21 protein-coding genes are annotated in these 16,784 nt (G+C 74.1%); 12 read left to right on the top strand and 9 right to left on the bottom strand.

The window, feature by feature from the left end:
* Positions 1-135: 135 nt before the first annotated feature.
* Positions 136-774 carry a biotin transporter BioY gene (locus Q4D18_RS08280; RefSeq protein WP_303127238.1) on the top strand — a complete coding sequence of 213 codons (639 nt, stop codon included), beginning with the start codon at positions 136-138 and terminating at the stop codon, positions 772-774.
* A 51-nt stretch (positions 775-825) separates the two neighbouring features.
* On the opposite strand, the gene Q4D18_RS08275 is transcribed toward Q4D18_RS08280, so the two are convergent.
* Positions 826-1,275, bottom strand: a complete 450-nt coding sequence (locus Q4D18_RS08275; protein WP_303127236.1) for an acyl-CoA thioesterase — start codon at positions 1,273-1,275, stop codon at positions 826-828.
* A gap of 50 nt (positions 1,276-1,325) precedes the next feature.
* Here Q4D18_RS08275 and Q4D18_RS08270 point away from each other — a divergent pair, with 50 nt between their 5' ends.
* From Q4D18_RS08270 to Q4D18_RS08255, 4 genes are all read left to right on the top strand, one after another.
* Entirely contained in the window at positions 1,326-2,129 is an 804-nt protein-coding gene (locus tag Q4D18_RS08270; protein WP_303127234.1) for an energy-coupling factor ABC transporter ATP-binding protein, read from the top strand.
* Positions 2,129-2,764 carry an energy-coupling factor transporter transmembrane protein EcfT gene (locus Q4D18_RS08265; RefSeq protein WP_303127232.1) on the top strand — a complete coding sequence of 212 codons (636 nt, stop codon included), beginning with the start codon at positions 2,129-2,131 and terminating at the stop codon, positions 2,762-2,764. Before Q4D18_RS08270 ends, Q4D18_RS08265 begins: the two co-directional genes overlap by 1 nt.
* A gap of 155 nt (positions 2,765-2,919) precedes the next feature.
* On the top strand, positions 2,920-3,732 hold the full coding sequence (locus tag Q4D18_RS08260; protein WP_303127230.1) for a phosphatase PAP2 family protein: 813 nt from the start codon (positions 2,920-2,922) through the stop codon (positions 3,730-3,732).
* Complete coding sequence (locus Q4D18_RS08255; protein WP_303127228.1) at positions 3,729-4,364, top strand: hypothetical protein; 636 nt, start codon at positions 3,729-3,731, stop codon at positions 4,362-4,364. Before Q4D18_RS08260 ends, Q4D18_RS08255 begins: the two co-directional genes overlap by 4 nt.
* Here Q4D18_RS08255 and Q4D18_RS08250 read toward each other — a convergent pair.
* The 7 genes from Q4D18_RS08250 to Q4D18_RS08220 all read right to left on the bottom strand — a co-directional run bounded on the left by Q4D18_RS08250 (position 4,345) and on the right by Q4D18_RS08220 (position 8,565).
* Positions 4,345-5,238, bottom strand: coding sequence for a hypothetical protein (locus Q4D18_RS08250; protein ID WP_303127226.1), 894 nt, complete (start codon positions 5,236-5,238; stop codon positions 4,345-4,347). The genes Q4D18_RS08255 and Q4D18_RS08250 overlap by 20 nt on opposite strands.
* A 40-nt stretch (positions 5,239-5,278) precedes the next feature.
* Positions 5,279-5,806: a luciferase family protein gene (locus Q4D18_RS08245; RefSeq protein ID WP_303127225.1), complete on the bottom strand. Its 528-nt coding sequence runs from the start codon at positions 5,804-5,806 to the stop codon at positions 5,279-5,281.
* Between the two features lie 81 nt (positions 5,807-5,887).
* A complete protein-coding gene (locus tag Q4D18_RS08240) occupies positions 5,888-6,271 on the bottom strand; it encodes a DUF664 domain-containing protein (RefSeq protein ID WP_303127223.1) in 384 nt (127 codons plus the stop codon).
* A 70-nt stretch (positions 6,272-6,341) separates the two neighbouring features.
* Entirely contained in the window at positions 6,342-7,184 is an 843-nt protein-coding gene (locus tag Q4D18_RS08235) for an MBL fold metallo-hydrolase (protein ID WP_303127221.1), read from the bottom strand.
* 171 nt (positions 7,185-7,355) lie between these two features.
* Positions 7,356-7,634 carry a hypothetical protein gene (locus Q4D18_RS08230; protein ID WP_303127219.1) on the bottom strand — a complete coding sequence of 93 codons (279 nt, stop codon included), beginning with the start codon at positions 7,632-7,634 and terminating at the stop codon, positions 7,356-7,358.
* Positions 7,631-8,230: a cysteine hydrolase family protein gene (locus Q4D18_RS08225; protein WP_303127217.1), complete on the bottom strand. Its 600-nt coding sequence runs from the start codon at positions 8,228-8,230 to the stop codon at positions 7,631-7,633. Before Q4D18_RS08225 ends, Q4D18_RS08230 begins: the two co-directional genes overlap by 4 nt.
* Positions 8,125-8,565: a MarR family winged helix-turn-helix transcriptional regulator gene (locus tag Q4D18_RS08220; RefSeq protein WP_303127215.1), complete on the bottom strand. Its 441-nt coding sequence runs from the start codon at positions 8,563-8,565 to the stop codon at positions 8,125-8,127. The genes Q4D18_RS08225 and Q4D18_RS08220 overlap by 106 nt, the downstream gene beginning before the upstream one ends.
* A gap of 433 nt (positions 8,566-8,998) precedes the next feature.
* Between Q4D18_RS08220 and Q4D18_RS08215 the strand changes: the two genes are divergently transcribed.
* Both Q4D18_RS08215 and Q4D18_RS08210 read left to right on the top strand, forming a co-directional pair.
* Positions 8,999-9,469, top strand: coding sequence for a hypothetical protein (locus Q4D18_RS08215; protein ID WP_303127240.1), 471 nt, complete (start codon positions 8,999-9,001; stop codon positions 9,467-9,469).
* Between the two features lie 14 nt (positions 9,470-9,483).
* Entirely contained in the window at positions 9,484-9,762 is a 279-nt protein-coding gene (locus Q4D18_RS08210) for a hypothetical protein (protein ID WP_303127213.1), read from the top strand.
* A gap of 21 nt (positions 9,763-9,783) precedes the next feature.
* On the opposite strand, the gene Q4D18_RS08205 is transcribed toward Q4D18_RS08210, so the two are convergent.
* A complete protein-coding gene (locus tag Q4D18_RS08205) occupies positions 9,784-11,169 on the bottom strand; it encodes a hypothetical protein (RefSeq protein ID WP_303127211.1) in 1,386 nt (461 codons plus the stop codon).
* Positions 11,170-11,348: 179 nt separating this feature from the next.
* On the opposite strand from Q4D18_RS08205, the gene Q4D18_RS08200 reads away from it, so the two are divergent.
* The 5 genes from Q4D18_RS08200 to Q4D18_RS08180 all read left to right on the top strand — a co-directional run bounded on the left by Q4D18_RS08200 (position 11,349) and on the right by Q4D18_RS08180 (position 16,679).
* A complete protein-coding gene (locus tag Q4D18_RS08200) occupies positions 11,349-11,774 on the top strand; it encodes a PadR family transcriptional regulator (protein ID WP_303127209.1) in 426 nt (141 codons plus the stop codon).
* 67 nt (positions 11,775-11,841) lie between these two features.
* Positions 11,842-12,891 carry a hypothetical protein gene (locus tag Q4D18_RS08195; RefSeq protein WP_303127206.1) on the top strand — a complete coding sequence of 350 codons (1,050 nt, stop codon included), beginning with the start codon at positions 11,842-11,844 and terminating at the stop codon, positions 12,889-12,891.
* Positions 12,892-13,008: 117 nt separating this feature from the next.
* Positions 13,009-14,553 carry a long-chain fatty acid--CoA ligase gene (locus tag Q4D18_RS08190; protein ID WP_303127204.1) on the top strand — a complete coding sequence of 515 codons (1,545 nt, stop codon included), beginning with the start codon at positions 13,009-13,011 and terminating at the stop codon, positions 14,551-14,553.
* A gap of 22 nt (positions 14,554-14,575) precedes the next feature.
* A complete protein-coding gene (locus Q4D18_RS08185; RefSeq protein ID WP_303127202.1) occupies positions 14,576-15,673 on the top strand; it encodes a S66 peptidase family protein in 1,098 nt (365 codons plus the stop codon).
* Positions 15,674-15,737: 64 nt separating this feature from the next.
* Positions 15,738-16,679 carry an HNH endonuclease gene (locus Q4D18_RS08180; protein WP_303127201.1) on the top strand — a complete coding sequence of 314 codons (942 nt, stop codon included), beginning with the start codon at positions 15,738-15,740 and terminating at the stop codon, positions 16,677-16,679.
* Positions 16,680-16,784 lie beyond the last annotated feature (105 nt).

Genomic DNA, 16,784 nt, shown 5'->3' with positions numbered 1-16,784 from the left:
GCGGCTCATCTCAACTCCGTCAACGAAAGTGCTTCCGACGGCCGCCGTTTCCCGAACGAAAACGGGGGGCTACACTCCTGAACACCATTCACTGAACAGTGTTCATCACGCCCCCGCCTCGCGCCCAGGAGCACCATGTCCCGCACCGCCCCCGACGCCCACACCGTCGACCCGCACCCCGCCGACGCCCGCCGTCCCCGCACCGCAGCGCCGGGCGCATCCCTGGCGAAGATCGCCGTGATGGCCGCGCTGATCGCCGTCATGGGCGCGATGCCCGGGATCCCGGTGCCCGGCATCCCCGCGCCCATCACGCTGCAGACCCTCGGCGTGATGCTGGCCGGCCTGGTGCTCGGCCCGTGGCGCGGCGCCGCGTGCCTGGCCCTGTTCCACGGGCTCGTCGCCCTCGGCCTGCCGCTGCTGGCCGGCGGCCGGGGCGGCGCGGCCGCGTTCGTCGGCCCGACCGGCGGGTTCCTGTGGGGCTGGATCGCCGGGGCGCTCGTCGTCGGCCTGGTCTTCCACACGTACCTGCGCCGTCGCCGACCCGGAGCGGGCACCGGCGGGCTCGTCGCCGCCGCCCTGGCCGCATGCGTGCTCGGCGGGATCGCGGTGGTCTACGCCTTCGGCATCCCCGGCATGCACCTGCTCGGCGGCGTCCCGCTGGACAAGGCCGCGCTCGGCTCGGTCGCGTTCCTCCCCGGCGACCTCGTCAAGGCCGTCCTCGCCGCGGCCCTCGCCGCCGGCCTGTGGAAGGCCTACCCGCGCGCCTTCGCGTGAGGCCCGCGGCCGGCGTCGTCCGCCCCCCCGCGCACGACGCCGGCCCCCGCCTCAGCGGCCGAGGTCCTTCGGGATGCGGTCGCGGTCGTACGTGATGTCCGTGTAGCCGTGGGGCTGGGGGTTGCCGTCCTCGTCGAGGGACACGAAGACGATCTTGTCGATCGTCAGGATGACCTCGCCCGTGACGATGTTCCGCACCTTCGCGCGCATGGTCAGGGAGGTGCGGCCGAACTTCACGGCACGCAGGCCCATCTCGATCATGTCGCCCTGGCGGGCCGACGCGCGGAACTCGATCTCGGAGATCAGCTTGGTCACCGAGCGCGGGTTGCCCAGCTGGATGATCGAGTAGATCGCGGCCTCCTCGTCGATCCACCTCAGCAGCGACCCGCCGAACAGCGTGCCGTTCGCGTTCAGGTCCTCGGGCTTGACCCACTTGCGGGTCCGGTAGGAGACGTCCTCGGTCTCCCGGGCGGTCAGGTTCGGGGCGGCGTGCTCGCTCATGGCCCCACGCTAGCCCCGCCGCGCACCGGCGGATCCGGAAGGATGTCACCATGACGCGCACCGCTCGCCCGCAGGGTCCCGCCGCCCCCGACGACGGCGCGGACCGCACCGTCCGCCTGCGCGGGGTCCGGGTGGAGGCCGCCGGGCCCACGTCCTCCGCCGTCCTGCTCGAGGGCGTGGACCTGGAGCTGACCGCCCCGCGCGTCGCCGTGGTGGGGGAGAACGGCTCCGGCAAGTCCACCCTGGCCCGGGCCGTGGCGGGGCTGGCGGACGTCACCGCCGGGGAGGTCACGGTGCACGGCGTGGACGCCGTGCGGGACGTCAAGGGGCTGCGCCGCACCGTGGGCATGGTGTTCGCCAACCCGGCCGCCCAGATGGTCATGCCCACCGTGCGGGAGGACGTCGAGCTCACCGTCAAGGCCCTCCGCGGCCCCGACGGGCGCCGCCTGCCCCGGGACGAGGTCGCCCGCCGCACCGACGCCGCCCTCGCCGAGCACCGGCTCACCGCGCTCGCGGACCGCGCCTGCCTGTCCCTGTCCTCGGGGCAGGCCCAGCGCCTGGCGGTGTGCTCCGTGATGACCGCGTCCCCGTCCCTGGTGATCGCCGACGAGCCCACCTCCCTCCTGGACGGCCGCCACCGGCGGATCATCGCGGACCGGCTGCTGGGCTCGGACCCGCACGCTCCCGGCGGCTTCCAGCTGCTGCTGGTCACCCACGACCTCGACCTCGCCCGCGCGTGCGACGAGGCCGTGTGGGTCCACGCCGGCCGCGTAGAGCGCACCGGCCCGGCCGCGGAGGTGGTGGCCGCCTACGAGGCCTTCTTGGATGAGGCCGTCGCCGAGGAGCGGGGCTGATGCTCTCCCTGTACGTCCCCGGCGACTCGCCCCTGCACCGCTGCCCCGCGGGGTGGAAGATGGGCGTCTTCGCGGTCTGGGTGCTGGCCCTGACCCTGCTGCCGGCCTCGCCGTGGACGGCGGGGGCCGCCGTCGTCGGGGCCGTGCTGGCGTACCTGGTGGGGTTCGGGGTGCGGCGCGGCGCGGGGATGCTCGCCGTCGACCTGCGCGCCCTCTGGATCTTCTACGCCGTGCTCTTCGCGGCGCAGTGGCTGTTCCTCGGCCTCACGACGGCGGCCCTCACCACCGCGCGCGTGCTCGGCGTGGTGCTCACAGCCCAGGTGATGACCCGGACCACCCGGATCGCGGACATGGCCGGCGTCGCCGAGGCGCTGCTGCGGCCCGTGGTGCGCATCCCGGTGCTGGGCCCGGCCTTGGCGCGCGCGGGCGTCCGCCCGGACCGCGTGGGCCTGGCCATGGGGCTGGTGCTCGCCTCCATCGGCCACCTTCGCGCCCTCGCCGAGCAGATCCGCCACGCCCAGGCGGCCCGCGGCGTGCGGCTGGCCCCGTGGGCGTGGGTGCTGCCGCTGCTGGTCCTCTCGCTCAAGCACGCCGACGACGTCGGGGACGCCCTCGCCGCGCGCGGCATCGAGTAGGCGCGGGGAGGCACGGGCCGGCGTCGGTCCCGTGTGCGGCCCGGGCGCCGGGTGCGGCCCGCGACTCGGACCTTCCGACCGCTATGGCTCGCCCATAGCGGTCGGAAGGTCCGAGTCGGCGGGAGGCGGGGAGGACCGTGCGGCAGGATGGACCGATGCCCGCCCACGTCCCCGACCGCCTCCCCGACGACGCCGCCCCCTCCGCCGTCCCCCGACGCCTCCGCTCCGCCGCCCTCGCCGACCGGGCCCGGCGCCTCTGGGCCGCCCACGCCGCGTTCCTGATGACCGCCGCCGTGTTGCTGGCCCTCATCGCGGGGTTCAGCGCGGTCGCGGAGGAGGTCTACGACGACGTCACCGACGGCGGCGGGGTGGCCGGCGTCGACCGGCCCGTCCTGGACTCCGTGGCGGCCTCCCGCGCCCCGGCCCTGACCTTCGCAGCCCAGGCGCTGGCCTGGCCCGGGGACACCGTGGGCGCCACCGTGGTGGCCCTGGCGCTGGTCGCGCTGCTGTGGCGGGTCCGCCGGGACCTGACCCCGCTGGTGCTCACAGTCGTCGCGATGGCCGGCTCCGTGCTCATCACCACCCTCGGCAAGTCCCACGTGGGGCGCCTGCGCCCACCGCACGAGCTCGCCCTGCCGCCGCTGGCGCACTCGCCGGCGTTCCCCAGCGGGCACACCCTCAACGCCACCGTGCTGTTCGGGATCGTGCTGTACCTGGTGCTCATCACCCCGCGGCTGCGGGTGGGCGGCTCCCACCGGCGGGCCGTGGCCCTGACCGCCGTGGCGGCCGCGCTGTACGTGCTGGCCATGGGGCTCAGCCGCGTCTACCTCGCCGCGCACTGGCTCACGGACGTGATGGCGGGCTGGGCGATCGGCGCCGGGTGGGTGCTCGCCGTCGTCCTGGCGCACCGCGTGTGGCTGACGGTGCGCGGCCGGCGGTCGGGGGCGCCCGTTAGCCTGGCACCATGACCCCCGCACGCATCGCCTCCCTCGCCGTCGTCCTGGTGCTCACGCTCGTCCTGACCCCGCTGCGGGCGGACGACGGGTCCTTCGTGGGCGCCCTGCTCGTGGCGCTGATCGGCGCCGTGCTCCTCGTGGCCGGGGCCTGGTGCGCCCCGCTGGCGCGCACTGGCGACGCCCTCGGCGGCACCCTGCTCCGGCCGTGGCGGCCCGAGCACGAGGGGCCCAAGACCACCCAGGTGGCCGGCGGCGGCCTGGTGGCGCTGCTGGTCGGGCTGATCACCGGGGGCGCGCCGTTCGTCGGGCCGCTGCTGGGCCTCGTGGCCGCCGTGGCCGCAGGCCGGTTCCTGCACATCCCCTCCCCCGCCGAGGCCGCCGCGGTGGTCGGCACGCCGGCGGACTCCGCCCCTGCGGAGGAGGACGACGACCAGGACGACGATCGGGACACCGACGAGCTGCCCTCCGCCCCGGAGGGGGACGAGGTCGAGCCGATGCCTGCCGTGGAGCCCGAGATGAAGCACCGGGCCGACGACGACGAGCCGGCCGACGTTGTCGCCGAGCCGGTGGGCACCGAGACCGCGCCCGTGCCGATCGTCCCCGCCCCGGAGGCCGGGGAGCAGGTCAGCCGGCGGCCTCGCTGAGCAGGCGCTCCAGCTGGGGGACGCGCTCGGCGGCGACGTCCTCCAGGGGGGCGGGCGTCCTCCCGCCCAGGGGCTCGCGGGTCATCTCGTTGACGGCCACCCGCCCGCCGGGCACGTAGGCGGACCGCATCACCTGGTCCGAGGCCGCCGTGGGGTAGCCGTGCAGCACGGACTGCGTGACGGTCGCCTCCCCCGCCTCCACCGGCACCGTGGTGCGCTCGCGGGCGTCCTCGCCCAGGCATTCCTCGCGCACGCGGCGGTGGTCCCCGTCCACGGCCTTCCAAGTGGCCTCGTCCCGCATGACCACCACGTTCATCATGTGCAGCTCGCCGGTGGCGGAGTCCGCCGTCTGGGCGAACGTGGCCCCCACCATCCCGTCCACGGTGCGGCGGTGCACCTCCGCCCGCTTGCTGCGGCAGGGCTCGGACAGCCCCGCGTTGAGGGCGCCGAAGACGTCCACCCCGCGGGAGGCCATGAGGCGGCCCGTGTCCGCGCCGGCGTGGCTGCTGATCTGCGCGTCCGCGCCCATCTCCTCCCGCAGGGCGCACTCCACGCGCTCATGGCCGGGGTAGCCGGGGACGGTGGGGGACGCCGCCGCCGGGGAGGCGGGAGAGGGCGACGACGACGGGGCCGGTGTCGTGCCGTCCGCTCCGGCGTCACCGGGCTCGGCCCGCGGGGAGGCGGAGCCCTCGGGCGACGAGGAGGCGGACGAGGGGGCCGGCGTCGTGGTGCCCGCCCCGGCGTCGTCGGGGGAGAGGAGGCCGCACCCGCTGAGGACCAGCGCACCCGCCGCGAGGAGCGCTGCGCCGCTGTGCGCGCGTCGACGCCGACCGGAGACGGGCGACGCGGCGGGCAGGGGGTGGGCCACGCTCACGGGCGGGTGCTCCTTCAGGTGGAGGCCGGGGGTTGTGCCGTCAACGGTAGGCGGCGGGCAGGGGGTCGCCCCAGGGCTGATCGACGGCGGCTCCCCGGGCGAAGGCCAGCGACTCCTGGATCAGCTGCAGCACGGCGTCGAGCTCGGCGCGGTCCCGGGGGCCGTAGACCATCCACTCGGTGCCGTGCTCGGCGTGGCCGTGCGGCTCGGCCCAGCCGAGCTCCGTCAGGCGGGCCCCGCGCGCGGCGGGGAGGACCAGGTGCACCGATGTGTCGTCCACGCCGTGGAGGTGCACGGGCTCGAGCCGGCGGCCCGGGGCGAGGCTGGTCTTCGGGTCGCGCTCGACCGGAAGGTCGGTGAGGAACAGCGCGCGGGAGTCCGCGGGGGAGACCTGGCTGTGCCCCTCCTCCACGCCCTCGAGCGTTCGGGCGAAGGCCACCAGCTCGCCCCACAGGGCGGGGGAGGCCTGCTGGTCCAGCTGGCGGTGGGGCCCCTCGCCCGAGGTGGCGGGCCGGGGGCCGGGGCGGGGCGAGTCGAGCAGCGGGGACGGCGGGTCCGGGGTGGTCACGGCATCAGCGTAAGGCGGGGACAGCCCGGTCCCGGGCGCGGCGCGACGGCGGGTCCCGGCGACGGCCGGCACCGTGCCGGCTCACTCCCCGGTCTGGCCGTCGATCTGTTCCCGCAGCAGGTCCGCGTGCCCGTTGTGCCGGGCGTACTCCTCGATCATGTGCGTGAGGATCCAGCGCAACGAGACGTGCCCGCGACCGCCCCAGGCGGGGTGCATGGCGTCCAGGGTGGCGGGCCCGTCCGCCAGCAGGCGGGCGACGACGGCGCGGGAGCGCTCCACCGCCGTGGTCCACAGCTCATGGAGGCGCTCGGCGGAGTCGGCGCCCGCGCTGTTCCAGTCCCAGTCCGGGTCCGCGTCCCAGTCCACGGACACCCACGGCTCGGAGGTCGGCGCGCCGTCCGCGGTCACCTCGAACCAGAAGAACTCCACGAACGCCAGGTGCTTGAGCATCCCGCCCAGGGTCATGGGCGAAGCGTAGGCGAGACCTCAGGGCGACGAGCGGGGCCATGGCGGAGCCCGGCCCCGCCTGGAGCGTTCACCGCCCGGGTGCCACGGCCTCGTGCCACCACCGCTGCGGCAGCCGCAGATCGACCTGCGCCCCGGCCAGGCGGCCGAACTCCCGCAGCGTGACGTCGAGCCGGTCCGCCGGGTGGGGCAGGGGGCGCAGGGGCCGCGAGAGCGGCCGCCAGAACGCGTCCCAGTGCACGGGCCGCACCGCGCGGGGCCCCAGCGACCCGACGGTCTCCTGCCAGTACTCGCGGAGCCACTCGGCCGGCTGGGTGCCCGCGGCGCCGGCCCCGAGGTAGACGACGTCGGCGGCATACCCCTCGAAGGCGCCGGGGATGAAGTTCGCGGAGGGGTGCACGACGACGTCACCCTCCGGGTGCGCGATGTGGAAGGAGAAGCAGCCGCCGGTGCGGAAGTCCTTCATGGCCGCGGGGAGCGTGAGCGGGGCGGTGATGGCGCCCGGGAACCGGTCCCCCGGGCTGTGGAGCGCGCGGAGCGGGGTCACCGTGAAGGCTCCGGCCGCGAACGGCGCCCCGGAGTGCAGCTCTCGGAACGGCAGTCGGCCCAGCCCGTAGCCCTCCGCGATCATCCGCGTGGACGCCGAGCCGGCCAGCTCGGCGCCGGTGAGCTGGGCGACGACGGGGGAGTCCAGCGCGTGGTCGAAGTGGGAGTGGGAGACGAGCACGGCGTCCAGCCGCTCCACGCCCAGCCGCTCGAGGGCCTCGGTGATGCGCCGGCGAGAGGGGCGGAGGCGACCCAACAGCAGACGCGGCACGGAGGGGCGGGTGAAGAAGCCGTCCACGAGCACCGCGGACTCCCCGTCCGTGACGAGGACGTTCCCGACGCCGGCGAAGGCGGTGGTCAGGGCCATGGTCTCCTCCTTCGGGCGGGCGTGTCAGGGCGGGCGTCTCAGGGCCTGACTCGGTCAGACTAGACGAGGCCGGGACAGATCCCTTGCTCAGTGCCGTGATGGTCCCCCGACGACGGCGCCCCTCACCTGCGCGGTGAGGGGCGCCGCCGTCCGGGCGTCCAGGCCGCGGGTTCAGGGCGTCGCCCGCGCCGGCGCGCGGCGGGAGGTGAGCGCCAGCAGCGCCCCGCACACCAGGAAGAGGACGCCGAAGACGGCGAACCCGGCGTCCGCGTGCAGGTCGTCGCCGATGGTCACGAGCGCGGCGGCCAGCGCGGAGGTGTTGAAGGGGTTGAGCACGCCGCTGAGCACCACCGCGGTCGTCAGGCCGCGGCCGATGCCCGGGGCAGAGGCGGGGGTGGGGCGGGAGGCGGCGTCGGGAGTCCGGCCGGCGTCGTGCGCGGCGGCCCTCACCGGGAGGCGAGCGCGGCCAGCAGCTCGTCGGCGGTGGTCACGAGGCCGAAGGAGGGGAAGTCGTGCACCAGGGCGGCCTCCTGGCGCTCGGCGCTGCCGTCGAGCAGCGCCTCCGGGACGGTGAGCACGTGGAAGCCCTCGTCGTAGGCGTTGCGGGCGGTGGACTCCACGCCCATGCCCGTGGCGATGCCCGTGACGACCACCTGGGTGACCCCGCGCTCGCGGAGCCGTGCCGCGAGGTCGGAGCGGATGAACGCGCTGATGGTGCGGTCCTTGTGGACGTGGAGGTCCTCGGGCTGCTCCGGCAGGCGTTCGTCGACGTCCGCGAAGTCCGCGGGCAGCTCCTCGGGCTCGGGGATCGGGTGGCCGACGCGGCCGGCGGGCAGGCCCGTGGCGTGCACCCACACGACGGGCAGGCCCGCGGCATGGAAGGCGTCGGCGAGCCGGGCGTTCACCTCGATGAACGGGGTGCGGTCGGGGGCGGGTCTGGTCAGGCGTGGTCGGCGGCGGCGGCGACGCGGCGCAGGGCCGACAGGGCGTCGGTGAGGGCCGCGCGCTCGGCGGGCGTGAGCGCGGCGAGGCGCTCGGCGAGCCACGCGTTCTTGGCGTCGCGGATGGGCCCGGCGGCGCCGCGCCCCTCGGCGGTGAGGGCCAGGCGCCGGCGACGGTGGTCGTCCGGGTCCGGGGCGGCCGTCACCAGGCCCGCGGCGCTCAGGGCGGCGACGGCGGTGCTCACCGCCTGCGCGGTGACTCCCTCGAGCCGGGCGATCTCCGCGCTGGTGGCCGCCGAGCCCGAGTCGAGACGGGCGAGCACGGCGGCCTCCAGCGGACTGTGGCGGTGCTGCTCACGGCGGGCGGCGGCGGCCAGCTGCGGGGCGAGGGCCTGCGCGCCGGTGCGCAGCTGGTCGGCGAGGGCGGCGGCGTCGGTCATGGGCGGGAGTCCAGATTGGTCAACCAGATTGAGTGATCGTGCTGACGGATTTGCCGGGGTTTGACAGCACGGGTCGGCCTGAACGATGAGGCCAGGCCGGGTCACTGGGGGAGGCCAGACTCATCCTCGTGCCCTTTTGGTCGTCCACAGGGGCAGGCGTAGGCGAAGGACGGCAAGGATAGGCTCCCGCCAGGAGCGGTGAGAGTCAGGACTTTCCCTCGAAGAGCGCCGTCCGCCGAGCCGGGTCGACGATCAGAGCGTTTCAGCGCGGTGAGGCGGATCTTCCGGAGATGTTCGAGGCGCTGACCACGCTGGAGCAGCACCGCGCCAGGCATGGTGTTCCTTTGGTGAAGGTCAACAATGGTCTGCGGCGCTTCTGCCGCAGCCTCGACATCGAGGGTGAAGTCACCCAGCGACTGAAGAAGGTCCGACCATCTTCTCCAAGCTCACCCGTGAGCCCGGGCTCGATCTCTCTCGCATGCAGGACATCGGAGGATGCCGCGTGGTCGTCCAGGACGTCCAGGAGCTGCGCCGCCTGGAGGCCCGCATCCGTGACATCTGGAGCCACCGGGTCAAGCGGACCAGCGACTATGTGGCGCATCCTCGGACGTCCGGCTATCGCGCCCTGCACATCGTTGTGGAGTGGGACGGGTGCTTGGTCGAGATCCAGCTCCGTACGACGACGATGCATGCCTGGGCCCAGCTCGTGGAACAGCTGTCCGGGATGACGCAGACGAATCACAAGCAGGACGGTTCGAGTGTCCTGCAGCAGTACCTGGCGCTGGTGTCACGGGTGGACGCCCATCGGGAGGGGCTGGGTCCCGCGCCCACTGATGAAGATCTTGACAGGCTGGCTACCCTGGGCACTGAAGCGGTGCGCATTCTCCGTGCGGCAGGGCGATGAAAGGGAGGCTGGTCGTGGACTCCGTCATCAACCACTACCTGCTCGTGTTCGACCATGCCCGGGGAGAGCTGGTCGAGACGGTCGACTTCGGCGCCGACGTGGACGCGGCGACGGCTGCTTACAGCGCCCGCGAGCGCGCCCATCGTGAGGACGCCCACCTCGACATCGTGCTTGTGGGCTCCGATTCCCTCGAGACGGTCAAGGTCACCCATTCCACGTACTTCGCGCGCTCCGGGGAGTCGGACCTGCGCGGCCTCCTGCGACTGGACGAGCTGACGTCATCGCGCGGGTGATGCGCTGACCTTCCCGTGCGCTCAGCCCTCCCCGGCCTCGAGTTCGAGCAGGGCCTGCGGGCTGAACGTCACGCGGCTGCCCGGCCGGCCGTCGATGCGCCGGAGCACCTGCACGAGCCGTGCGCGGTAGGTGTCCCGGAGGGAGGGCGGGTTGCCGGGGTCGGAGATCTGGCGGAACAGGCCGCGGGCGGTCTCCAGGTCGCGCAGCTCCTCGTCCGTGATGCCGGCGTCCCCGATCAGGCGGACGCGCGCGTCCGCGGCGAGCACGGCCTGCTTGAACGCGTCCACCGCCTCCCGGTAGGCGGCCACGTCCTCGGGGGCCAGTCGGCGCTCGGGGACGTCCCGGACCAGGTCCCACTCGTCCGCGGCGCGGCGGGCGGCGCCGTCCAGGGCGCGGACCTCCGGGATGTCCCGGTTGTGGAACTGGGGGTAGGCCAGCTGCAGGTCGAAGTCGAGGTCGTAGGAGGCCACCTTCATGGTCATCTCCTCGTGCAGCGCCCGGGCCTGGGCGCGGCGTCGGGCGGCGGACCCGGCGTACGGCCGGCGCTCGGCCGTCTCGAGGCGCGGCGCGGCCGCCCGGGGCGAGATCGGGTGGGGGGCGGCCGGCGTCGCGGGGGTGCCGAGCTGATGCTCGCGCAGGTGCGCCGCCTCGGCGTGCCGCTGGCGCGCGGTCCTCGAGGCGTAGGCGGGCAGGGGCGGGCGCTCGGGGTGGATGCGGTGCTGGTGGGGGACCTTGTCCCCGGCCCAGTGCAGGCTCCGGAACTCCCAGTCGGCCCACGAGGCGAGGTCCTCGTCCGTGACGGGCGCCTCCGCCGCCGCCATGAGCCGTTCGGCCCGGCGCGGATCCGGGCAGTGCACGGCGATGACGGCGGCGAGCTCCGCCGTCGCCCACCGGTGGTGGTGCTCGGCGCCGTCGCGGACGCGCTCCCGCTGCTCCGGGGTGAGGCCCTCCCAGGCCTTCGCGACGGCGGCGCGGGCGGCCTCGAGCTTCCCGGCGTCCGTGGCCGCGCTGTCGAGGGTGCCGACGGAGCGCGTGTCCTCGATGTTGATGATGCGCTTCTCCACCGCGGCGCGGCGGGCGGCCAGCCGGCGCGCGGCCTTCCCGACGTCGGCGGACATCTCGGACGCGGCGGCGGTCTCGGCCAGCCACCAGCCGCGGCGCCGGGCCGTGCGCACCCAGCCCTGCGCGTCCACGGGGCGGTCGTCCTCCAGGGCCATGCGCAGTTCCCGCAGGGCCAGACGGAAGAAGTCCTGCCCCTCGACGCCCATGTGGTTCTGCAGCTCGAGCGGCGGCTTCTCCTGGAACCGGAGCCGGCCGTAGAACTGCTCCTCGTGCCACACGAGCCCGCCCCCGATGATCGCGGCGAGCAGGACGAGGACGAGCAGGCCCGCAAGGGGGCTGGGCATCGGGCGTGCTCCTCCGGGACGGGGACGGCGGGGCGGCGGCTGCGCGGAGGGAGCCCCGCGGCGTCCCGCCGACACCCGATTCTGGCACGGGGCCCAGGCGGAGGAGGGTGTGCACCGGGGAGAACCTGATCCGGGACACGGCTTGACGACATCTCTACGTAGGACGTGTACTTAGATACATGGCCACACCCACCGACGACGACGGCCCTGCCCCCGCAGCCGCCCGCCCCTGGCCCTCGGCCTGGGTGCGTGCCGCGCTGGAGCTGGCGATCCTCGGCGCCCTCACGGCCGGACCGCTGCACGGCTACGGGATCGCCCAGACCCTCGCCGCCCGCGGCTTCGGCACGCTTCGCGGAGGCTCGCTCTACCCCGTGCTCGCCCGCCTCGAGGAGGCCGGGCACGTCACCACCCGCTGGGTCGAGGGCCAGGGCGGCCCCGGCCGCAAGGACTACGCCCTCACCGACGCCGGCCGCACCGCCCATGCCGATGCCGTCGCCTCCTTCCAGGCCCTCGGCGCCGCGCTCGCGGCCCTCGGCGCCGAGGGGGAGGCCGCCGCTGCCGCCGAGACCGTCACCGCTCCCGTTCCTCCGGAGGTCACCCGATGAACGACGCCACCGCTCTGGCTGATGCCCGTCGCGCAGCTGCGGCCGGCACCGACGGAGGAGATAGCCGATGACCCGCCGTGAACCCCCGCTGCCGGACCTGCTGGAGCGCTTCGCCGCCGCGCGCGGCGTGTCGGCGGATGGGGACTGGGCCGCCGCGGCCGCGGGCCGCTTCCTGCTGGACGACGTCCGGGAGGAGATCGTGGTGCGCGAGCTGACGGAGGCGCTGGCCGTCGTCGTGGGCTCCGGGCAGGGGCCGGAAGAGCTCTTCGGCCCGGCCGTGGACTGGGCGCGCGGCCGCGCGGCGGAGGCGAGCGCGGCCGGGGAGCCGGTGCTGGCCACGGACCCGCCGCTGACCTGGCGGGCTGCCCCGTGCAACGCGCTGATGATCTCCGCGATGTTCTCCGTGCCGTTCGGCATCGTGTTCGCTCTGCGAGACGGCCTCACCGTGGACTACACGTGGGGTCACCTGCTGTTCCCGCTGGTGCTCGCGGTGGTGATGACGGTGGTCATCACCCTGTGGTCCCAGACCATCCTGCGGCGCTCCTTCGCGGCGACGGTGGGCATCGTGGTCGCGGGCGCGGTGCCGCTGGTGGTGGGGGCGGGGTTCCTGCTGCCCTGGCTTGCGCAGCAGCCCCTGTTCACCGGCTCCGTGGGGTGGCACGCGGCGATCGTGGCCGGCTATCTGGGCCTGGGTGCGCTGGGCTTCTGGCGACTGCCCACGGACGACGTCCCGGTCACCACCACGGCGCAGACCCCCGACGACGACGCCTGGGCCCTCGTGCTCGGCGGCGTGCTGCGCTCGAAGCTCGCGTACTCGGATGCGCGCGTACGGGAGGTGGTGGACGAGGCCCGCGCGCACGCCGAGGCGTCCGGCCGTCCGCTGGCCGAGGAGTTCGGCACCCCGCAGGACTACGCCGCCCGGTTCCGTCCGGACCGCGGCCGGCGGTTGCGCTGGGAGGCCATCCTGCTCACCGCGGTGGCCGTGTACTGGGTGTGGAAGCTGTGGGCGCAGCTGGCCGACCGGGACACCGGCCCGGACTGGTGGACGGTGGCCGGCGCGGTGGTCATGCCGCTGATCGCGTGGCGGGCGTGGCGGAGGGCCGGGCGGCAGGGCTGAGCGTCGTTCCTCCGGCCCGAGTCAACAACGTCATGCCCTCCTACACCTAGGGTGGGGGATGACCTTCGTGGGCACCCACGCCTGCCACGGGATCCGAGCCGCTGAGGAGCCCCTCCCATGACCGTGCCCCATCCCGCCCCGATCCCCGCCGCCCTCGAGGGCCACATCGGTGAGCTGCTCCAGCGGACCGCCGGCCGCGTGCCGGAGGCGCTCGCGTGGCGGCAGGGGGAGGAGCGGCACACCTTCGCCGAGCTGCTCGACCTGGTGGAGCGCACGGCGGGCCGGCTGCGCTCCATGGGTGTCAGCCCCGGCGACCGCGTGGCCCTGCTGGTGCCCAACACGATCGTGTTCCCCGCGGTGTTCTACGGCACCACGTGGCTCGGCGCCGTCGTGGTGCCCCTGAACCCGCTCTCCACGGCGCGCGAGCTGGAGTACTTCCTCACCGACTCGGGGGCCCGCGTGCTCTGGAGCCTGCCGGGCATGGAGGCGGCCGTGCAGGCCGCGGCCGCGGTCGGCGTCGTGCATGTGGAGACCGCGCCGGAGGATCTGCGGGAGACGGTGGCCTCCGCCGACCCCGTGCGGGAGATCGTGCCGTGCGCGCCGGACGAGACCGCCGTCGTCATCTACACCTCCGGCACCACGGGGCGCCCGAAGGGTGCGCAGCTCACGCACACCAACGTGCGCGCGAGCGCCATGTCCACGGTCGAGTCCCTCACCCGCCTGGAGGCGGAGGACACGATCCTCGCGGTGATGCCGTTCTTCCACGTGTTCGGCCTGTCCGTGGTGCTCAACTCGGCGGTCTACGTGGGGGCCACGCTCTCGGTGACCTCCCGCTTCGCCCCGCAGGAGTCCCTCGCGCAGATCGAGCGGGACCGCGTGACCGTGATCCCGGGCGTCCCCACGATCCTCGGCGCGCTGGTGAGCACGGTGCGGGCGCGGCGGGCCGAGGGCCGGCCGGTGGACCTCTCCTCCGTGCGCTTCCTCATCTCCGGCGGGGCGAGCCTGCCGGTGGAGACGCTGCGCGCCGCCGAGGAGGAGTTCGGCGTTCCCCTGCGGGAGGGGTTCGGCATCTCCGAGGGCTCCGGCGCGGTGAGCTTCAACCCGGTGGACCGACCCGGGCGGCCGGGCACCGTGGGCCTGCCGATGGAGGGCATCGAGTTCCGCCTGGTCACGAGCGAGGGCGTCGAGGTGCCGCCCGGGGACACCGAGACCACCGGGGAGCTGCGCGTACGCGGCCCCGTGGTGATGTCCGGGTACCTGGGCCTGCCGGAGGCCACGGCCGCGGCGTTCGACGACGACGGCTGGCTGCGCACCGGCGACCTCGCCCGACGGGACGGCGAGGGCTACTACGTGGTGGTCGACCGCCTCAAGGACGTCATCATCCGCGGGGGCTACAACGTGTACCCCCGCGAGGTGGAGGAGGTGCTCTACGAGCACCCCGCCGTCGCGGAGGCCGCGGTGCTCGGCGCCCCGGACGGGCGCTTCGGGGAGAAGGTGATGGCCTATGTGTCCCTGCAGGCGGGGGCCGAGGTGGAGGACGGCGAGCTGGCCGCGTTCCTGCGGGACCGGCTGGCCTCCTACAAGTGCCCCCAGACGGTCACCGTGCTGGACGGGCTGCCGAAGAACTCCACCGGGAAGATCGTCAAGGACCTGCTGCGCTGAGGGGTGGCGCTAGGCTCCCCGCATGGAGCGCCCCCTCATCTCCCCGCCCAAGGCCCGGCCCGGTGACCGGGTCGCGGTGGTGTCGCCGTCGTTCGCGGCGCCCGGCTTCGCGCCCGCCGTGCACGAGCAGGCGCTGCGCCGTCTGGCGGAGGTGACCGGCCTCGTGCCGGTGGAGTACCCGACCACCCGGGAGCTCGGGGCGAGCGCCGAGGACCGGGCGCGGGACCTGAACGCGGCGTTCGCGGACCCGGAGATCCGGGCGGTGGTGTCCACGGTGGGCGGCGAGGATCAGATCACGGTGATCGGGCACCTGGACGCGGAGGGCCTGCGCACGGACCCCAAGCCGTTCCTGGGCTACAGCGACAACACCAACCTCCACCAGTGGCTGTGGGGCCACGGCGTGGCGAGCTTCTACGGCGGGTCCACGCAGGTGCACCTGGGCCCGGGGCCGGCCGTGGACCCGGTGCACGCCGCCTCCCTGCGGGCCGCTCTGCTGACGGGGGAGCGGCTGGAGATCACGGAGCCGGGCGAGTCGGAGGACCACGGCGTCGACTGGCTGGATCCGCGGGCGCTGAGCGAGTTCGGGGCTCGGGAGCCGGTGCCGGGCCCCCATGACGACGACGGCGTGGGCGGCGTCGGCGAGGGCGGCTCACCGTGGCGCTGGGCCGGGCCGCGGCGGGCGGTGACCGGCCGGACGTGGGGCGGGTGCCTGGAGGTGCTGCCGTGGGTGATGGCGGCCGGGCGGGGTCCGACCGATCTGGGCGCGCTGGAGGGCAGTGTGCTGCTGATCGAGACGAGCGAGGAGTTGCCTTCTGCTGCGGAAGTGCGCCGCCTGCTGCGGATCCTGGGCGAACGCGGCGTGCTCCGCGCCGTGGACGCCGTGCTGGCGGCCCGCCCGCCCACGAGCTCCTTCGAGGTGCCGCGGGGCGCGGAGGAGCGGGCGCGGCTGCGCGCCGCCCAGGCCGACGTGGTGGTCGAGGAGGTCAGCCGCTACAACCCGGACGGGGTGGTGTGCGTGGGCGTCCCGTTCGGCCACACCCGGCCGCAGTGGATCCTCCCCCACGGCGGCGTGATGACCGTGGACGGTGCCGAGAGGCGGGTGTGGGCGGAGTTCGGGTGAGCTGTTGATAGCCTGCGGCTCATACGGTGGCCGGTCAGGAGGCCCCACTGACGAGGGGGTTTCTATGGTTGAACCGGAAGGCCTGCGGCACGCAGCGATCGCATGGCTCGAACAGCGCACCTTTGACCGTCAGATTTCCCTCACCCGTGACGAGATCGCGGACTTCCGGTTTCAGGGAGAGCCGTTCCGTCTGATCCCCTCCTACCAGGGCATCTGGAAGCCGGCCGCATTTGAGGCGACGCTGTCGATCGTGACGACCTACCGCGCCCCCGGGAAGGAACGTCCCTACAATGACGCTCTCGGTGAGGATGGTCTGCATCGCTACAAATGGCGTGGCGACAACCCGAATCACCCGGAGAATGTCGGTCTTCGGCGCGCCATGGAACAGCAGCTGCCCATCATCTGGTTCACGGGTGTGGGAGGGAAGCCGCCCCAGTATCAGGTGACGGCTCCTGTTTACATCGTCAACGAGGAGCGTGACCGCCAGCAGTTTGTCCTGGCGCCGCTCGAAGATGCGAGTGAAATCCCAGAGCGCGACGAGGGTTCAGAACTGGTGACCGCGTTGCGGCGTTACATGAAGCGGGAAACTGTCGTGCGTCTGCATCAGCCAGTGTTTCGTTCCACCGTGCTTGTGGCGTATGAGGACCATTGCGCAGTCTGCAACTTCGCACACCCGGAGCTCTTGGATGCGGCCCACATCGTCCCGGATTCCGAGGAAAAGGGTGTCCCTGACGTCACCAACGGTATGGCGCTATGCAAGATTCATCACGCCGCATTTGATCGACGCTTTCTCGGGATTCGGCCCACGAAGGACGTACCAATCGTCGAGATCCGCCAGGACCTGCTGGACGAAGTTGACGGTCCCATGCTGCGGCATGGACTCCAGGAGCTCCACGGGAAGCCTCTGATGAAGGTTCCCGCCCGTCGGACCGACCGTCCCGGGAATGACAACCTGGTGTGGGCCTACGAACGGTTCCTCGCGGCGACGGCTGAGGACGTCGCCTGAACCCAGGGGCCATCCTCGCGGAGCGGATCATCGCCGTCGTGGACGAGCGGAGGCCCCGGCACAGCGCCGGGGCCTCCTGACCGGTCCGCCCACCACCCGCGGCCG

The sequence above is a fragment of the Micrococcus sp. genome (assembly GCF_030523875.1).
Classification (GTDB): domain Bacteria; phylum Actinomycetota; class Actinomycetes; order Actinomycetales; family Micrococcaceae; genus Micrococcus.
Note: the sequence above shows the minus strand (reverse complement) of the source record. Positions and strands in the feature narration are given on the sequence as shown.

Excerpts from the sequence above, each read along its gene's own strand:
- Q4D18_RS08195 (WP_303127206.1), top strand. The coding sequence starts at position 11,842 with ATGACCCGCCGTGAACCCCCGCTGCCGGACCTGCTGGAGCGCTTCGCC.
- Q4D18_RS08280 (WP_303127238.1), top strand. The coding sequence starts at position 136 with ATGTCCCGCACCGCCCCCGACGCCCACACCGTCGACCCGCACCCCGCC.
- Q4D18_RS08240 (WP_303127223.1), bottom strand. The coding sequence starts at position 6,271 with ATGACCCTGGGCGGGATGCTCAAGCACCTGGCGTTCGTGGAGTTCTTC.
- Q4D18_RS08265 (WP_303127232.1), top strand. The coding sequence starts at position 2,129 with ATGCTCTCCCTGTACGTCCCCGGCGACTCGCCCCTGCACCGCTGCCCC.
- Q4D18_RS08270 (WP_303127234.1), top strand. The coding sequence starts at position 1,326 with ATGACGCGCACCGCTCGCCCGCAGGGTCCCGCCGCCCCCGACGACGGC.
- Q4D18_RS08220 (WP_303127215.1), bottom strand. The coding sequence starts at position 8,565 with ATGACCGACGCCGCCGCCCTCGCCGACCAGCTGCGCACCGGCGCGCAG.
- Q4D18_RS08205 (WP_303127211.1), bottom strand. The coding sequence starts at position 11,169 with ATGCCCAGCCCCCTTGCGGGCCTGCTCGTCCTCGTCCTGCTCGCCGCG.
- Q4D18_RS08190 (WP_303127204.1), top strand. The coding sequence starts at position 13,009 with ATGACCGTGCCCCATCCCGCCCCGATCCCCGCCGCCCTCGAGGGCCAC.
- Q4D18_RS08260 (WP_303127230.1), top strand. The coding sequence starts at position 2,920 with ATGCCCGCCCACGTCCCCGACCGCCTCCCCGACGACGCCGCCCCCTCC.
- Q4D18_RS08180 (WP_303127201.1), top strand. The coding sequence starts at position 15,738 with ATGGTTGAACCGGAAGGCCTGCGGCACGCAGCGATCGCATGGCTCGAA.
- Q4D18_RS08185 (WP_303127202.1), top strand. The coding sequence starts at position 14,576 with ATGGAGCGCCCCCTCATCTCCCCGCCCAAGGCCCGGCCCGGTGACCGG.
- Q4D18_RS08255 (WP_303127228.1), top strand. The coding sequence starts at position 3,729 with ATGACCCCCGCACGCATCGCCTCCCTCGCCGTCGTCCTGGTGCTCACG.
- Q4D18_RS08275 (WP_303127236.1), bottom strand. The coding sequence starts at position 1,275 with ATGAGCGAGCACGCCGCCCCGAACCTGACCGCCCGGGAGACCGAGGAC.
- Q4D18_RS08235 (WP_303127221.1), bottom strand. The coding sequence starts at position 7,184 with ATGGCCCTGACCACCGCCTTCGCCGGCGTCGGGAACGTCCTCGTCACG.
- Q4D18_RS08200 (WP_303127209.1), top strand. The coding sequence starts at position 11,349 with ATGGCCACACCCACCGACGACGACGGCCCTGCCCCCGCAGCCGCCCGC.